A 15,403-nucleotide genomic window follows, 5' to 3' on the forward strand; every position below is an offset into this window, starting at 1 on the left:
AGCACCGATGAGCACGACGACCTTGCCCGCGTACGACGACGTCGTCGCCCGCTACGAGCCGGTGATCGGCCTGGAGACCCACGTCGAGCTGGGCACGAACACCAAGATGTTCTGCGGCTGTCCGACGGACTTCGGCGGCGAGCCCAACACCCGGGTCTGCCCGGTCTGCCTGGGCCTGCCCGGGTCGCTGCCGGTGGCCAACAAGGCGGCGATCGAGGCGACGATCCGGATCGGCCTGGCGCTCAACTGCTCGATCGCCTCGTGGTGCCGGTTCGCCCGGAAGAACTACTTCTACCCGGACATGCCGAAGAACTTCCAGATCAGCCAGTACGACGAGCCGCTCTGCGTCGACGGCTACCTCGACGTCGAGGTGGGCGGCGAGCTGGTCCGCATCGGCATCGAGCGGGTGCACCTGGAGGAGGACACCGGCAAGACCCTGCACGTGGGCGGGGCCACCGGCCGCATCCACGGCGCGACGGAGTCGCTGGTCGACTACAACCGGGCCGGCATCCCGCTGGTGGAGATCGTCACCAAGCCGGTCCCCGGGACCGGGGCGCTGGCCCCCGAGGTGGCCCGCGCGTACGTCACCGAGCTGCGCGACGTGATCCGTTCGCTGGGCGTCTCCGACGTGCGGATGGAGGAGGGGTCGCTGCGCTGCGACGTCAACACCTCCCTCAACCTGCCCGGTCAGGAGTGGGGCACCCGCACCGAGACCAAGAACGTCAACTCGCTGCGCTCGGTGGAGCGGGCCGTCCGCTCGGAGATGCTGCGGCAGGCGTCGGTGCTCGACGCGGGCGGCCGGATCACCCAGGAGACGCGCCACTTCCACGAGGACACGGGCGACACCACCCCGGGCCGGTCGAAGGAGACCGCGACGGACTACCGCTACTTCCCGGAGCCGGACCTGGTGCCGCTCGCCCCGGACGCCGCCTGGGTGGCCGAGCTGAAGGCGGCCCTGCCGGAGCTGCCCCGGCTGCACCGCCGCCGCCTCCAGGAGCAGTGGGGCCTGTCCGACGCCGACATGCAGTCGGTGCTCAACGCGGGCGCGGTCGAGCTGATCGAGGCGACCGTCGCCGCCGGGGCCACCCCCGCCGCCGCCCGCAAGTGGTGGCTGGGCGAGCTGTCCCGCCGCGCCAACGAGACGGGCGTGGAGCTGGCCGACGTCGGGGCCACCCCGGCGCAGGTCGCCGAGCTGCAGGGCCTCGTCGACGCGGGCAAGCTCAACGACAAGCTGGCCCGCAGCGTCCTGGAGGGCGTGGTGGCCGGCGAGGGCTCGCCGACGGAGATCATGACCGCCCGGGGCCTGGAGGTCGTCTCCGACACCGGCGCGCTCACCGCCGCCGTGGACGAGGCGATCGCCGCCAACCCGGACATCGCCGAGAAGATCCGCAGCGGCAAGGTCGCGGCGGCGGGCGCGCTGGTCGGCGCGGTCATGAAGACCACCCGCGGCCAGGCCGACGCGAAGACGGTCCGCGAGCTGATCCTCTCCCGCCTCGGCGCCTGAGACGCAAGGAAGGGGCCCTTCCTAACGCTTTCTGCATAGGAAGGGCCCCCTCCTGACACCCCCACACCCCCACCCCCTCGCGGGGCGTCAACGGCGACGCCCGGATGGAGCAACCCGTGAACCAGCACGACCTCGACGTCCTCGACGAGATCCAGCGGCGGGTGCTCTGGCTCGCCACCCGCATCGTCGACGCGGCCAACCACGACCGGGACACCGGCGACGGGGTGAAGGTCGGCGGGCACCAGGCGTCCAGCGCGTCGCTGGTCACGGCGATGACCGCGCTGTGGTTCGCCCACCTCGACGCCGCCGACCGGGTCGCGGTGAAGCCGCACGCCTCCCCGGTGTTCCACGCGATTCAATACCTGCTCGGCAACCTCGACCGGTCCTACCTGACGCGGCTGCGCGCCCGGGGCGGCCTCCAGTCGTACCCGTCGCGCACGAAGGACCCCGACGGCGTCGACTTCTCCACCGGCTCCGTCGGCCTCGGCGCCGCCGCGCCGCTGTTCGCCGCCGTCACCCGCCGGTACGTCGACGCGCACTTCGGCGCGCGCCCCCGCTCCCGGTTCGTGGCGCTGATCGGCGACGCCGAGCTGGACGAGGGCAACATCTGGGAGGCCGTCGCCGACCCGGCGACCACCGGCCTGGGCAACGTGATGTGGCTGGTCGACTTCAACCGGCAGTCCCTCGACCGGGTCGTGCCCGGGGTGCGGATCAACCAGTGGCGCGGCCAGTTCGAAGCCGCCGGCTGGCACGTCGTCGAGGTCAAGTACGGCCGCCGGCTCGCGCAGGCGTACGCCCGGCCGGGCGGGGAGGCGCTGCGCGACTGGATCGACGCGATGCCCAACGAGCAGTACCAGTCGCTGTTCGGGCTGGCCGGGCCGGCGCTGCGGGAGCGGTTCTGCGACGGCGCGCCGGCCGGCATCGCGGAGCTGATCGCCGACGTCGCCGACGACGAGCTGGCCCCGCTGGTCACCGACCTGGGCGGGCACGACCTGCAGGCGATGCTCGACGCGTACGCCCAGTGCGACGCGGTCACCGACCGGCCCAGCGTCGTCTTCGCGTACACCGTGAAGGGCTGGGGGTTGCCCATCGCCGGCAATCCCCGCAACCATTCGGCGCTGCTCACCACCGAGCAGGTCGACGCGCTGCGCGCGGCCCACGGCCTGACCCCCGCCACCGAGTGGGACCGCCTCGCCCCGGCGTCGCCGGCCGGCATCCGGGCCGGCGCGCGCCGGGAGGCGCTGTCCCGACCGCCGGCCGGGCGGGCGCTGCCGGTCACCGTCCCGGAAACCACGAGGGTACGCGCGAACCGGCCCGTCTCCACCCAGGAGGTCTTCGGTCGGGTGCTGGTGGAGCTGGCCCGCGACGAGGCCGTCGCCCCCTACCTGGTGACCACCGCGCCCGACGTCGCCACCTCGACGAACCTCGCTGGGTTCATCAACAAGACGGGGGTGTTCGCCCCGACCGAGCAGCGGTCCTGGACGGAGGACCGGATGCTGCGCTGGACCGAGAGCCCCGCTGGGCAGCACATCGAGCTGGGCATCTCGGAGATGAACCTGTTCCTGCTGCTCGGCCAGCTCGGCCTGTCGTGGGACCTGTCGGGGCAGCCGCTGCTGCCGGTCGGCACCGTCTACGACCCGTTCGTGCTGCGCGGCCTCGACGCGTTCCTCTACGGCACCTACTCGGGTTCCCGGTTCGTGGTCGCCGGCACCCCGTCGGGCATCACCCTCGCCCCCGAGGGCGGCGCGCACCAGTCCACGATCACCGCGTCGGTGGGGCTGGAGCTGCCCGGCGTGACGTTCGTCGAGCCCGCGTACGCGGCCACCCTCGACTGGCTGCTCTGCGACGCCCTCGGGCAGATCGCCGCCGGGGGCACGCCGGCCAGCACCGCCGCGCCGGTCGAGGACGGGGCGTACTACTTCCGGCTCAGCACCCGCCCGATCGACCAGGCGCCCTTCGAGGCGGCCAGGGCGCGGCTCGGCGACGCGGTGCTGCGCCGGCAGGCGGTCGCCGGGGCGTACCGGCTGGTCGACGCGCACGCGGCGCACCCGGAGCTGGCCGACGCGCCGGTGGTGCAGCTCGCCGCCTCCGGCGCGGTGCTGCCGGAGGTGCTGGCCGCCGCCGCCGAGCTGGCCGAGGAGGGCGTGGCCGCGCACGTGGTGGACGTGACCAGCCTGGACCGCCTTTACCGGGCGTGGCAGCGCACCCTGCGCCAGGGGGTGCGGACGGCCACCGTGCCGAGCGTGCCGGGGGCGCTGCGGTCGGCGTTCGTCGACCGGGTGCCGGTGGTGACGGTGCACGACGCGGCCTCGCACGCGATGGCCTGGCTCGGCTCGGCCGTCGGCGCCCCGGCGGTGCCGCTCGGCGTGGACGAGTTTGGCCAGTCGGGCAGCGTCCGCGAGCTGTACGAGCTGCACGACCTGCTGCCCGGCAGCATCGTCAACGCGGCCCTGGCCGCCCTCTCGCTGCGCTGACCCCCGCCCCGGCCCCCCGCTGCCGCCCGCTGCCCCGCGCCGGTCCTGCGCCCAACGGCTGCGGTTCGTTGCGCTCCGTGGTCAGTGCCGCTGTAGCTTTCCGTGACCTTCTCCGTCGGCCTCACCTCACCTTGCCCTCCCTTTGCTCTGCACCCATCGACGCAACACTGCTGCTGATCAGCGGAAACGGTTGACACTCCCCGATCGACCTCTGGTGGGGTGATTGCCGAGGGTGACTGTTGCGTCGATGGGTGCAGAGCAAAGGGGGCGACGGGGTGGGTCGGCAGGCGCTGCTCGGTGGCACACCGTCACGGTTGACCGTGGCTTCGTAGGCCCGCGGTAGGTCCGCAGCAGGTCCGCGGTATGCCTGCGGCAGGTCCACGGCAGGTTCGCGGCCCGCAGGTCGGGGGCCGTGCGGGCCCGTGCCGCCCCGTACCGGTCGGGCCCGTGCCGCCCTGTACCGGCGGCCCACGTGGGCGTTCGGGCAGCGGGGGCGAGTGGCGGAGGCGGGGGTGGCGGGGGCAGCCTGGTCAGCGGGTCGGGGTCGGGGTGACCGGCACCTGGTCGCCGGCCTTCGGGTTCTGCACCACGTGTCGCTCCAGGTTGACCTGCGCCTGACCGGTGCCGCCGACGGTGATGTCGTCGTACGCCTGGAGCAGTTTCTCCTTGTCGAAGTAGAGCACCGTCATCGACAGCGGGGTGGGCTTCTCGCCCTCCAGGCCGCGCAGCCCCGCGCCGCCGGTGGACCCCTCCACCATCAGCTGCGTCGGCATCTGGCCCGGCACCTGCGGCAGCTTGGAGACCTGCCGGGCGTGGGTGTGCCCGGCGAGCACCAGGGGACAGGTGCCCGACAGCGGCCCCGCCGACGCCGGGTCGTGCACCAGTGCGATGTTCACCGGCTTGGGCGATTCGCGCACGGTTACGGCGAGCTGGTCGCCGGCCCCGATCACCTGGTCGGCCACCTGCTTGGTGAGGCCGCTGCCGGCCGGGGAGGTCTCCTTGTCGGGGGTGAACCGGGGGTCGCCGATGCCGGCGATGGTCAGCCCGGCGACGGTGGTGGTCGAGTTGTTCAGCACGATCGCGTTGGGCTGCTGGGCCACCGCCGCGGCCGTCTTGCCCGAGTCGTGGTTGCCCCGGATGTAGACGTACGGCTTCTTGAGCAGGCCGATCGAGCCGACGAACGACGCCTCCGGCTCGCTGCCCCAGTCGGTGATGTCGCCGGTGTCGATCACCACGTCGATGCCGAACTGCTCCACGACCGTGCGGATGAGCTGCCACCCGGTCGGGTTGAGGTGCATGTCCGAGACGTGCAGGACCCGGGTGGTGCCGGGGGCCGGTTCGTACACCGGCAGGGCGGAGACGGTGGTGTAGAGCTGGCTGACGTTGCCGACGAGGCGCTGGAGCTGCTCGGCGTACTTGGTGTAGTCGTTGGCAATCCGGCGGGCGTCACCGACGATCGCCGGGGCGTTGACCAGCAGCCCCTCGTACCGGGGTTCCTCGATCGCCTGCGGGCGGATGGTGGACGCGGCCAGGCCGAGGCTGCCGGCGGTGACCAGCAGCGACAGCCCGCCCGCCCAGGCGGTGCGCCGGGTGTCGCGGAACACCAGCCCGGCGAGGACGAGGGTGACCAGCACCGCCGCGCCGACGGTGCGCAGCCCGAGGCGCAGCACCCCGTTGCGGACGTCGGTGACGGCGGACTGGCTGGCCCGGCTGATGCTCGCCGGGTCGTCGATCAGCGCCTCGGTGCGCCGCTGGTCGAGGGCCCCGAGGCCGACGGTGAGGTGGGTGGGCCCGTCGTGGCTGTCGAGCTGGAGCGCGCCCAGCGGCGGGATGTCGACGGTGGTGCCGCCCTCCAGCGAAGGGGTGAGGCTCAGCTCCGCGCGGAACGGCCCGATGTCGGTGTGCACCCGCCCGCCGGCGAGGGTGCCGATGACCGCCCCGGCCAGGGAGATCACCAGGACGGCGAGGACCACCCCCAGCCGGCGGACCCGGCCGCGCCCGGCCGTGCGGGGCGCGGCTTCGCCGGCGCTGCGCTCTTCGTTCTCCTGCCCGTCCATGCTGAGATTCTGACCTGCCCAGTGAAGGATCTTGGCAAACCCGGGATTCCGGCCTGCGTCCGGCGGCGGGTCAGCTGCGGCCCGCGCCGCCGTCGGTGAAGACCAGCCGCAGGATCCGGTCGTCCTCAGGTGCCGGCTGGCCCCGCCCGTCGTGGTTGGAGGTGGTGACCCAGACCGACCCGTCGGGGGCGGCGATCGCGCCGCGCAGCCGGCCGTACCGGCGGGTGAGCAGCTCCCGGGGTTGGCCGAGCACCGTGCCGGTGTCGGTCAGCTCGACCAGCCACAGCCGCTGCCCGCGCAGGCAGGCGGTGACCAGCAGCCGGTCGGTCGCCGCGAGGCCCGAGCAGGAGGCGTCGGTGGTGCGCCACTGCACCAGCGGGTCGGCGTACCGCCGGTCGTCGGCCTGGCCCTCGACCTGGGGCCAGCCGTAGTTGCCGCCCTTGGTGATCTGGTTGATCTCGTCCCAGGTGTTCTGGCCGAACTCGACGGCGTACATCCGCTTGCCGGCGTCCCAGGCCAGGCCCTGCACGTTGCGGTGGCCCAGGGACCAGACCGGCGAGCCGGCGAACGGGTTGCCCGGGGCCGGCTTGCCGGCGGTGGTGATCCGCAGGATCTTGCCGCCCAGGTTCTTCTGGTCCTGCGCGGCCTCCCGGTTGCCGGCGTCGCCGGTGCTCGCGTAGAGGAAGCCGTCCGGCCCGAAGGCGAGCCCGCCGCCGTTGTGGATGCCGGCCTTGGGGATGCCGGTCAGGATCGGGGTGGGCGCCCCGTCGAGGTCCAGCTTGACGATGCGGTTGTCGTTCTCGGCGGTGTGGTAGACGAAGATCGTCTGGTCGGTCGCGTAGGTGGGGGAGACCGCGATCCCCATGAGCCCGCCCTCGCCGCCGGGCACCACGCCGGGCACGGTCCGCACGGCGGTGACGGTCAGCCCGTCGCGCCCGGACCCGGGGCCGACCTGGAGGATCCGGCCGCTGTCCCGCTCGGTGACCAGGGCGCCGCCGTCGGGCAGGAACGCCATGCCCCACGGCACCCGCAGCCCCTTGGCCAGCACCGTGGTGACCACCTGCTGGCCGGCCCCGGCGGGCGCGGAGGCCGACGGGGTGGGCAGGTTGGGCGGCTCGCCGGCCGGGTCCGGCTCCGGCTCGCCGAAGCTGCACCCGGCGGCGGCCAGCAGCAGCGCCGCGCAGGACGCCGCGACGACCGCCCGCAGCGGGCTCTTGCGGGGGTACGGGGCTCCGGTGCTCACCCGGCCCAGCCTAGCCGCCCGGCGGTGCCGTGACGGGGCCCGCACCGGCTATCGTCGGCGTCCGTGAAGGTATGGATTCCGCACCCCGCCGGCCGCGCCCTGCTCGGCGAGTTGCCGCCCGGGGTCACCGTCGAGGTGGCCGAGCACCCGTCGCGGCTGCCCTCCGAGGTGGCCGGCGTCCGGTTCTGGGTGCCACCGTTCCTCTCCGGCGTGGACGCCACCGACCTGCTCGGGAGGTTGCCCGACCTGCGGGTGGTGCAGCTCCTCTCGGCCGGCGCGGACGCCTGGGCGGGCCGGGTGCCGCCCGGGGTGACGCTCTGCGACGCGCGCGGCGTGCACGACGTCGGCACGGCCGAGTGGGTGGTCGCCGCGATCCTGTCCCAGGTGCGCGGCTTCCCCGCCTTCGCCCTCGCCCAGTCCCGCCGCGAGTGGGCCTACGACCGGCTCTGCCCGACCGACGAGCTGGCCGGCAAGCGGGTGCTGATCGTCGGGGCGGGCTCGATCGGCGCGGCGGTGCGGGCCCGGCTCGCCCCGTTCGAGGTGACGTTCACCCTGGTCGCCCGCACGCCGCGTCCCGCCGAGGGGGTGCACGGGGTCGACGAGCTGCCGGCGCTGCTGCCCGAGGCCGACGTGGTGGTGGTGCTGGTGCCGCTGACCGACGCGACGCGCGGCCTGGTCGACGAGAAGTTCCTCGCCGCTATGCCCGACGGCGCGCTGCTGGTCAACGCGGCGCGCGGCCCGGTGGCCCGCACCGACGCGCTGGTCGCCGAGCTGACGACCGGGCGGCTGCGGGCCGCGCTGGACGTCACCGACCCGGAGCCGCTGCCCGCCGACCACCCGCTGTGGGAGCTGCCGAACGTGCTGCTGACCCCGCACGTCGCCGGCTCGGTGCGCGGGCTGCTGCCCCGGGCGTACCGGCTGGTGGCCGAGCAGGTCCGGCGCTTCGCCGCGGGGGAGCCGCTGGTGAACGCGGTGTCGGACGGCTACTGACCGACCGGCCCACGGCGGTGGGGTCAGGCGGCCCGGCCGGGCAGGTTCTGGCCGGTGGCCGCGACGAGCCGGGGCAGTTCGCTGCCGCGCACCCCGGGCAGCACGAGCAGCTCGCCGTCGTCGAGCCGGGCGACCGCCCGGCCCCGGGCGTCGGCGCCCAGCTCGACGACCCGGTCCCAGGCGACCCGGCGCTGCCCGGCCAGCGCCCGCAGGCGCAGCTCCCGGGCGTCGGCCTCGGTGCCGGCCCGCCAGGCCCAGACCCCGATCGCCAGCGGGACGAGCAGCACGGGCACGAAATACCACCCGGCGCTGGCCAGCGGCAGGGCCCCGATGAAGGCGATCACCGCCGCGACCAGGATCGCCTGGTTGTGGCGGAAGCGGACGGTCTCGGTACGCACCCGGAGATGATCCCACCCGGCCGGTGCGATCCGCCGGCCGGGCGGCGGATGGCCGGCGGGGGGCAGTGACCCGAATCACGCCCACCCGGTCCGCCGCGTCCGCGTCCGGCGGTGACGATGAATCGTTCTCCCGTGTTGGGCGGGTCCACCCGCCGCGCCATGCCATGCCGCTGGCGGGCCCGTCCACCGGGCGACACCGCCGATCATCCCGGCCCGGTGACCGCAACCACCGTGCCGGGACGCACCGCCGTACCGCATCCGCCCGTGCCCCCTCACGAAGGCGACCGCCGTGCCCGTCGCGTACCCCTCAGGCGTTGTCCGCCTGCGCCCCGCCGACCTGCTGGTGCTGGCGGCGGTGGTGCTGCTCGTCCTCGCCGGGCTGGTCGGCGCGGTCCCGCCGCTGGCCGTGGTGGCGCTCGCCGGGGCCGCCGGCAGCGCCCTCGCCGGGGCCCGGCTGTCCCGGCTGGTCGTTCCGGCCCGGGGCGGTGACCCCGCCGGGGACGACGTCGCGCGACCCGGTCCGTGGCGTGGCCCGCAGGTGCGGCCCGCCGCCGGGCTGCTCCACGCGGCGGTGCTCTCCGTCGGGCTGACCGTCGCGGTGCTGCCGCTGGTCGCCGCCGGCCTGCGCGTCGCCGTCGGCGCGGCGGGGCTCGGTCTCGCCGCCGTGCTGCACACCGTCGGTTTGCTCCTGCTGCCCGGCCGGTCCCGGCTGGCGGCGCGCGCCCGGGTGCGCCATGCGACGGACATCGTCAGCCTGGGCCTGAGCCTGCACTTCGCCGCCTGGGTGCTGCTGCCGACGGAGCAGGCCCCGCTCGCCGCCCGGATCGCGGTGGCGTCCGGTGGGTTCGGCTTCGCGGCGGTCGGCGTGGCGGTCCTGGCCGACTGGCGCCGCCGCCCGGGCGCGGCGATCTGCCTCCTGGGCACCGGGGCCGCCCAGTTCGGCCTGCTCGCGCTGATCGTGCTGCTGGCCTACGGCGCGCCGGATTGGGCGGCCCTGGCGACCGTGCCGCCGCTGGTGGCCGGCGTGCTGCTCACCGCAGCCGGGGTCCGGCGGGTGGCCGCCGGCGACCCGAGGCGGGCGGGGGGCCCGCCGCCGGTCTGGCCCCGGGTCAGCGCGCCCGCGGGTATCGCCACCCTGGCCGCCGCCGGGCACCTGGCCGCGTACGGCCCGTTCAGCACCGGCATGGTCCTGATCGGCCTGGCGGTGATTCCCCCGCTGGTCGTCCGGGAGCTGATCTCCGCCACCGACAACCGCCGGTACGCCGGCCGGCTCGCCGCCCAGGAGGCGCACTTCCGCGCGCTGGTCTCCGGCGGCAACGACCTGATCCTGCTGCTGGACGACGCGCTGCGGGTGCGTTGGCAGTCCCCGGCGGCGGCCCGGCTCTTCGCCCTCACCGACGCCGACGTGCTCGGCCGGCACTTCGCCGACCTGCTGCACCCGGACGACGCGGGGCGGATCGCGCGGCTGCTCGACGGGGTGCTCGCCGGCGACCGGCCGACGCTGCTGCCGGCGCGGATGCGCGACGGGCGCGGGGCGTGGCGGGAGACCGAGTCGACGGTGAGCGACCAGCGCGGCGTGCCCGAGGTCCGCGCGCTCGTGCTGCACGTGCGCGACGTCGGCGAGCGTCGCCGGTTGGAACGCGCGGTGCACCAGCTGGCCGCGACCGACCAGCTCACCGGGCTGGCCAACCGGCGGGAGCTGCTGCGCGAGCTGCGCGCCCGCCGGGGCGGGTCGGGGGCGCTGCTGGTGGTCGACCTGCACGGCCTGGGCGCGGTCAACGACGGCCGCGGGCACGCGTTCGGCGACACGGTCGTCGTCGAGGTGGCCCGCCGGCTGCGCGCGGTGGCCGGCCCGGAGGACCTGGTGGCCCGTCTGGTGGGCGACGAGTTCGCGGTGCTCACCGACGTGGGCCCCGTGCTCGCGTACGGGCTGGGCACCCGGCTGCTGGCGGCGCTGGCGGAGCCGTACCGGATGGCGGGCGACGAGGCGGTCCGGTTGCAGGCGAACGTCGGCCTGGCCGAGGTCGGCGGCGCGGGGCCCGACGACGTGCTGCGCCAGGCGGACCTGGCCCGCCGCCGGGCCGCCCAGCTCGGGCGGGACCGCATCGAGTGGTACGACGCGTACCTGGAGGAGCAGCTGGTGCGCCGGCTCGACCTGGAGCGGGAGCTGCCCGGCGCGGTGGCCCGGGGCGAGCTGGACCTGGTCTACCAGCCGGTGCTGGGGCTGGCCGACCGGCTGCCGGTGGGCACGGAGGCGCTGCTGCGCTGGCGCAGCCCGGTGCTGGGCACGGTGCTGCCGGCCGAGCTGCTGCCGGTCGCCGAGGACCTGGACCTGATCGGCGAGGTGGGCCGCTGGGTGCTGGACCGGGCGTGCCGTCAGCTCGCCGACTGGTCGGCCGGCGACCGGCGGCTGTGGATGTCGGTGAACGTCACCCCGGGGGAGCTGACCGCGCCGGACTTCCTGCCCCGCACGGCGGCGGTGCTGGCCACACACGGGGTGCCGGCGGACCGGCTGGTGGTCGAGGTGGCCGAGCCCCGCGTCGGCCCGGAGCTGCCGGCGGTGGTGGCCCGGCTCGCCGGGCTGCGGTCGCTCGGCGTCCGCACGGCCCTGGACGGGTTCCGGGCCGAGCACGCCTCGCTGGCCCAGCTCCGCCGGCTCCCGGTCGACCTGTTGAAGCTGGCCCCGGCGGCGTCGTCCGCGCACCGACCCGACGCGGCCGGTGCGGGCGGGCCGGTGCGACCGCCGCTGACCGACGTGGTGGTCGGCCTCGGCCAACGCCTCGGTCTGGAGGTCGTCGCGGCGGAGCTGGAGACCCCGGCGCAGGTGGACGCGGCGGCGCGGGCCGGCTGCCGGTACGGGCAGGGCCACGCGCTGGCCCGCCCGGCGACCGCCGAGCGGGTGGAGGCGTACTTCGAGGAGTTCCCGTCGGCGTCCCGGTGACTGCTTAACCGGTTCAGTCGGCCCTGGCCCTGCTCACCGCGCCCGGGGCGGTGCCGTGCTGCCCCGGGGGGTGAGGTGCGCCGTCTCGCCCTGCACGCCGCTGACCGGCTCGCCCGCGATCACCTGGAGCAGCTGCCGGGCGGCGTGCGCGCCGTACGCGGGGATGTCCCGGCCCAGCGCCGTCAGCGGCGGGTGCACGAGCTGGCACAGGGGCGAGTCGTCCCAGGCCACGATGGACAGGTCGCCGGGGACCGTGAGGCCCATCTCCTGGGCCACGGACAGGCCCGCCACCGCCATCACGTCGTTGTCGTAGATGACGGCGGTGGGGCGGTGCGGGGAGCTGAGCAGCCGCCGGGTGGCCCGGGCCCCCTCCTCGCCGGTGTAGTCCGACCAGACCGTGACCGACTCGTCGAGCCCGAGCCGGGCGCACACCTCGGTGAAGGCGTCGCTGCGGACCTCGGTGTGCAGCAGCGAGGGCAGGCCGCCGACCCGGGCGATGCGGCGGTGCCCCAGGGCGACCAGGTATTCCACGGTCTCCACGAGCGCCGTGGCGTCGTCGGACCAGACGTGGGCCAGCCCGCCGGTGTGCCCGGGGCCGCCGATCACCACGGCCGGCAGTTGCAGCTCCTCCAGCGCCGGCACCCGCCGGTCGTCGGTGCGCAGGTCGCAGACGAAGACCCCGTCGATGCGGCGCTCGGCCCACCAGCGGCGGTAGACCGCGATCTCGGCGTCGGGGTCGGCGACCACCTGGAGGGTCAGCGCGTACGAGCGGGCGGACAGCTCGGCCTCGACGCCGCTGATCAGCTCCATGAAGAACGGCTCGATGCCGAGTATCCGGGCCGGGCGGCACAGGGTGAGGCCCACGGCGTTGGCGCTGGCGCCGGAGAGCGCCCGGGCGGCGCTGCTCGGGCTGAACCCGATCTCCGCGGCGATGGCCAGGATGCGCTGGCGGGTCGCCTCGGAGACGCCGGGCTGCCCGTTCAGCGCGTACGAGACCGCGCCCTTGGAGACCCCGGCCCGCCGCGCGACGTCGGCGATGGTCGGCCGCTTCACCGGCGTGTTCCTCCACTTGCTCGGCCCGCCCCGGGGCGGGTGCACGGTGCCGGGGTGGCCGGCGGCCCTCACGCTACTGCAACCGGGTGGGGCCGGCGGTCGGGGCCGGGCCCCGTGCGTGGCGCGGCCCCGGGGCTGCGCTTGCGCGGTTAAGCCTGCGCAGGGCACCGAAAGGTTACGGAACAGGCACCCAGTTAACCGGCCGTTGACACTGGTGGGGTCGGCCCGTACGGTGGCGTCACTTATCCGGTTCAGTCAACGTCTCTCGATGTCGGGAGCGTTTCCATCTTGCTCGGAGGAAGACATGAGACGGTCCTGGAGCCACTGGGCCCGCGCGGTCGCCGTGGGGGCGGTCGGCCTGACCATGGTGGCCGCGTGCAGCGGCAGGAGCACCACCGGCGGTGACGACGCGGGTGGCGGCACGGTCACCCTGAAGATCAATTTCTGGGGCGACTTCGGGCTCCAGGACCTCAAGACCAAGTACGAGGCCGAGCACCCCAACGTCAAGATCCAGCTCAACTCGGGCGAGTACAACGCCCAGCACGAGGACCTGCAGAAGAAGCTGGTCGCCGGCTCGGGCGCGGCGGACATCGCCGCCATCGACGAGGGCTACGTCGTGCAGTTCCGCAGCCAGTCCGACAAGTTCGTCAACCTGCTCGACAAGGGCGCCGGCTCGTTCGAGAGCAAGTACCTGCCGTGGAAGTGGAAGCAGACGCTCTCCGCCGACGGCAAGACCCAGATCGGCCTCGGCACCGACGTCGGCGGCCTGGCCATGTGCTACCGCACCGACCTGTTCGCCGCCGCCGGGCTGCCCACCGACCGCGACCAGGTCTCCGCGCTGTGGCCCACCTGGGACAAGTTCATCGAGGTCGGCCAGCAGTACACCGGCAAGACCAAGAAGAAGTTCATCGACTCGGGCACGAACCTGTTCAACCCGATCCTCGGCCAGCAGCAGGCCGGCTTCTACAACGAGCAGGAGCAGCTCCAGATGGACGGCGGCCCGAAGGTCGCCTTCGACTACACCGTCAAGGCGCTGCAGGCCGACATCTCCGCCAAGCTCGTCAGCTTCCAGGCCGACTGGGACAAGGGCTTCACCAGCGGCGCGTTCGCCGTCCTCGCCTGCCCGGCGTGGATGCTCGGCCACATCAAGGACACCGCCCCCGGCACCGAGGGCAAGTGGGACATCGCGGCCGTGCCCGGCGGCGGCGGCAACTGGGGCGGCTCGTTCCTGACCATCCCCAAGCAGAGCAAGAACGTCGACGAGGCGTACAAGCTGCTGGAGTGGCTGGTGCAGCCGGAGCAGCAGATCGAGATCTTCAAGAAGGTCGGCAACCTGCCGTCGCAGCCGGCCCTCTACGCCGACCCGGCGATCGCCGAGTTCAAGAACCCGTTCTTCAACGACGCCCCGGTCGGGCAGATCTTCCCGAAGATGGCGCAGGGCCTCACCCCGCAGTACCAGGGCAAGAAGAACGGCCCGACGCGGGTGAACGTGGAGAACGTCATCCGGCGGGTGGAGAACGGGACGCTGAAGCCGGACGCCGCCTGGGCCGAGGCGGTCAAGGAGGCCGAGAAGGCCAGCAGGTCCTGACGCCCCGGCGACCGGTGGCGGGGCGGCCCGGCCCCGCCACCGGTCGCCGCCCCGGCCCCCGCGTCGCCCCCCGGCGCGGGGCCGGGGCGACGCCCTCCCCGACACCCCCGACAGTCCGACCGGCCCTGGAGCGTCCCCATGTCCACGACCCGCGCCGCGCCACCGTCCCCCCGCTCCGCGCCCGAGCGCGGCACCGGCGGATCCGGGGCCGACGAGCGGCGGCTCACCTGGCGCAACCGGCTGTACCGCTTCGACATGCGCTACATGCCGTACCTGATGATCGCGCCGTTCTTCCTGCTGTTCGCCGTCTTCGGCCTGTTCCCGCTGCTGTTCAACGGCGTGGTGTCGCTGCGCAACTACGAGCTGGACGACCCGACGCTGCCGTACTGGGCCGGGTTCGACAACTTCGCCCGGCTCGCCGGCGACGAGGACTTCTGGAACGCCCTCTACAACACGTTCGGCATCTTCCTGCTCTCCTCGCTGCCGCAGCTGCTGCTCGCCCTGGTGATCGCCTCGCTGCTCAACCGCAGGCTGCGCGCCCAGACCTGGTGGCGGGTCGGCATCCTGCTGCCGTACGTCACGCCGATCGTCGCCTCCACGATGGTGTTCAGCGTCTTCTTCTCCCGCGACTTCGGCATGGCCAACTGGCTGCTCGGCCCGTTCGGCGGGGGCGACGCCCCGATCGACTGGCGGGCCGACAAGCTGCACTCCTGGATCGCCGTCGCCACCATGGTCAACTGGAAGTGGATCGGCTACAACGCGCTGCTCTACCTGGCGGCGATGCAGTCCATCCCGCGCGACGTCTACGAGGCGGCGGCCATCGACGGCGCGGGCCCGTGGAAGCAGCTCTGGCGGATCACCGTGCCGATGATCCAGCCGGTCGTCGTGTTCACCGTCGTGCTCTCCACCATCGGCGGACTCCAGCTCTTCACCGAGCCGATGCTGTTCGACCTCAACGCGCAGGCGGCCACCGGCGGCCCGAACGGCGAGTGGCAGACCATCGCCCAGCTCATCTACAAGGTGGGCTGGAAGGACCTCAACCTCGGCTACGCCGCCGCGATGTCCTGGGCCCTGTTCCTGATCATCCTCGTCGTCGCCGGCATCAACACCTGGCTGACGAGCCGCCTGTCCGGAGGGCGCAAATGAGTGTCGACA

10 protein-coding genes are annotated in these 15,403 nt (G+C 74.3%); 6 read left to right on the forward strand and 4 right to left on the reverse strand.

Features of this window, described 5'->3' with window-relative positions; translation table 11 throughout:
• Window positions 1-7 precede the first annotated feature (7 nt).
• A complete protein-coding gene (gatB, locus tag LPU61_RS02580) occupies window positions 8-1,504 on the forward strand; it encodes an Asp-tRNA(Asn)/Glu-tRNA(Gln) amidotransferase subunit GatB (protein ID WP_043962246.1) in 1,497 nt (498 codons plus the stop codon).
• A 116-nt stretch (window positions 1,505-1,620) separates the two neighbouring features.
• Complete coding sequence (locus LPU61_RS02585) at window positions 1,621-3,978, forward strand: pyruvate dehydrogenase (protein WP_229403959.1); 2,358 nt, start codon at window positions 1,621-1,623, stop codon at window positions 3,976-3,978.
• A 530-nt stretch (window positions 3,979-4,508) separates the two neighbouring features.
• On the opposite strand, the gene LPU61_RS02590 is transcribed toward LPU61_RS02585, so the two are convergent.
• Both LPU61_RS02590 and LPU61_RS02595 read right to left on the reverse strand, forming a co-directional pair.
• On the reverse strand, window positions 4,509-6,035 hold the full coding sequence (locus LPU61_RS02590; RefSeq protein WP_229403960.1) for a metallophosphoesterase: 1,527 nt from the start codon (window positions 6,033-6,035) through the stop codon (window positions 4,509-4,511).
• A 70-nt stretch (window positions 6,036-6,105) separates the two neighbouring features.
• Complete coding sequence (locus tag LPU61_RS02595; RefSeq protein WP_043962248.1) at window positions 6,106-7,278, reverse strand: sorbosone dehydrogenase family protein; 1,173 nt, start codon at window positions 7,276-7,278, stop codon at window positions 6,106-6,108.
• A 63-nt stretch (window positions 7,279-7,341) separates the two neighbouring features.
• Between LPU61_RS02595 and LPU61_RS02600 the strand changes: the two genes are divergently transcribed.
• Window positions 7,342-8,268: a 2-hydroxyacid dehydrogenase gene (locus LPU61_RS02600; protein WP_229403961.1), complete on the forward strand. Its 927-nt coding sequence runs from the start codon at window positions 7,342-7,344 to the stop codon at window positions 8,266-8,268.
• A 23-nt stretch (window positions 8,269-8,291) separates the two neighbouring features.
• Here the strand turns inward: LPU61_RS02600 and LPU61_RS02605 are convergent, their stop codons facing one another.
• Window positions 8,292-8,666, reverse strand: coding sequence for a PH domain-containing protein (locus tag LPU61_RS02605; RefSeq protein ID WP_199485988.1), 375 nt, complete (start codon window positions 8,664-8,666; stop codon window positions 8,292-8,294).
• Window positions 8,667-8,955: 289 nt separating this feature from the next.
• On the opposite strand from LPU61_RS02605, the gene LPU61_RS02610 reads away from it, so the two are divergent.
• Window positions 8,956-11,607, forward strand: a complete 2,652-nt coding sequence (locus tag LPU61_RS02610) for a GGDEF domain-containing phosphodiesterase (protein WP_229403962.1) — start codon at window positions 8,956-8,958, stop codon at window positions 11,605-11,607.
• A gap of 33 nt (window positions 11,608-11,640) precedes the next feature.
• Here the strand turns inward: LPU61_RS02610 and LPU61_RS02615 are convergent, their stop codons facing one another.
• A complete protein-coding gene (locus LPU61_RS02615; protein ID WP_229403963.1) occupies window positions 11,641-12,660 on the reverse strand; it encodes a LacI family DNA-binding transcriptional regulator in 1,020 nt (339 codons plus the stop codon).
• 304 nt (window positions 12,661-12,964) lie between these two features.
• Between LPU61_RS02615 and LPU61_RS02620 the strand changes: the two genes are divergently transcribed.
• Window positions 12,965-14,248, forward strand: coding sequence for an extracellular solute-binding protein (locus LPU61_RS02620; RefSeq protein WP_043962252.1), 1,284 nt, complete (start codon window positions 12,965-12,967; stop codon window positions 14,246-14,248).
• Between the two features lie 138 nt (window positions 14,249-14,386).
• A complete protein-coding gene (locus LPU61_RS02625; protein WP_043962254.1) occupies window positions 14,387-15,394 on the forward strand; it encodes a carbohydrate ABC transporter permease in 1,008 nt (335 codons plus the stop codon).
• Window positions 15,395-15,403 lie beyond the last annotated feature (9 nt).

Origin of the sequence: Micromonospora sp. NBRC 110038 (genome assembly GCF_020884815.1) — a bacterium.
Lineage (GTDB): Bacteria > Actinomycetota > Actinomycetes > Mycobacteriales > Micromonosporaceae > Micromonospora > Micromonospora haikouensis.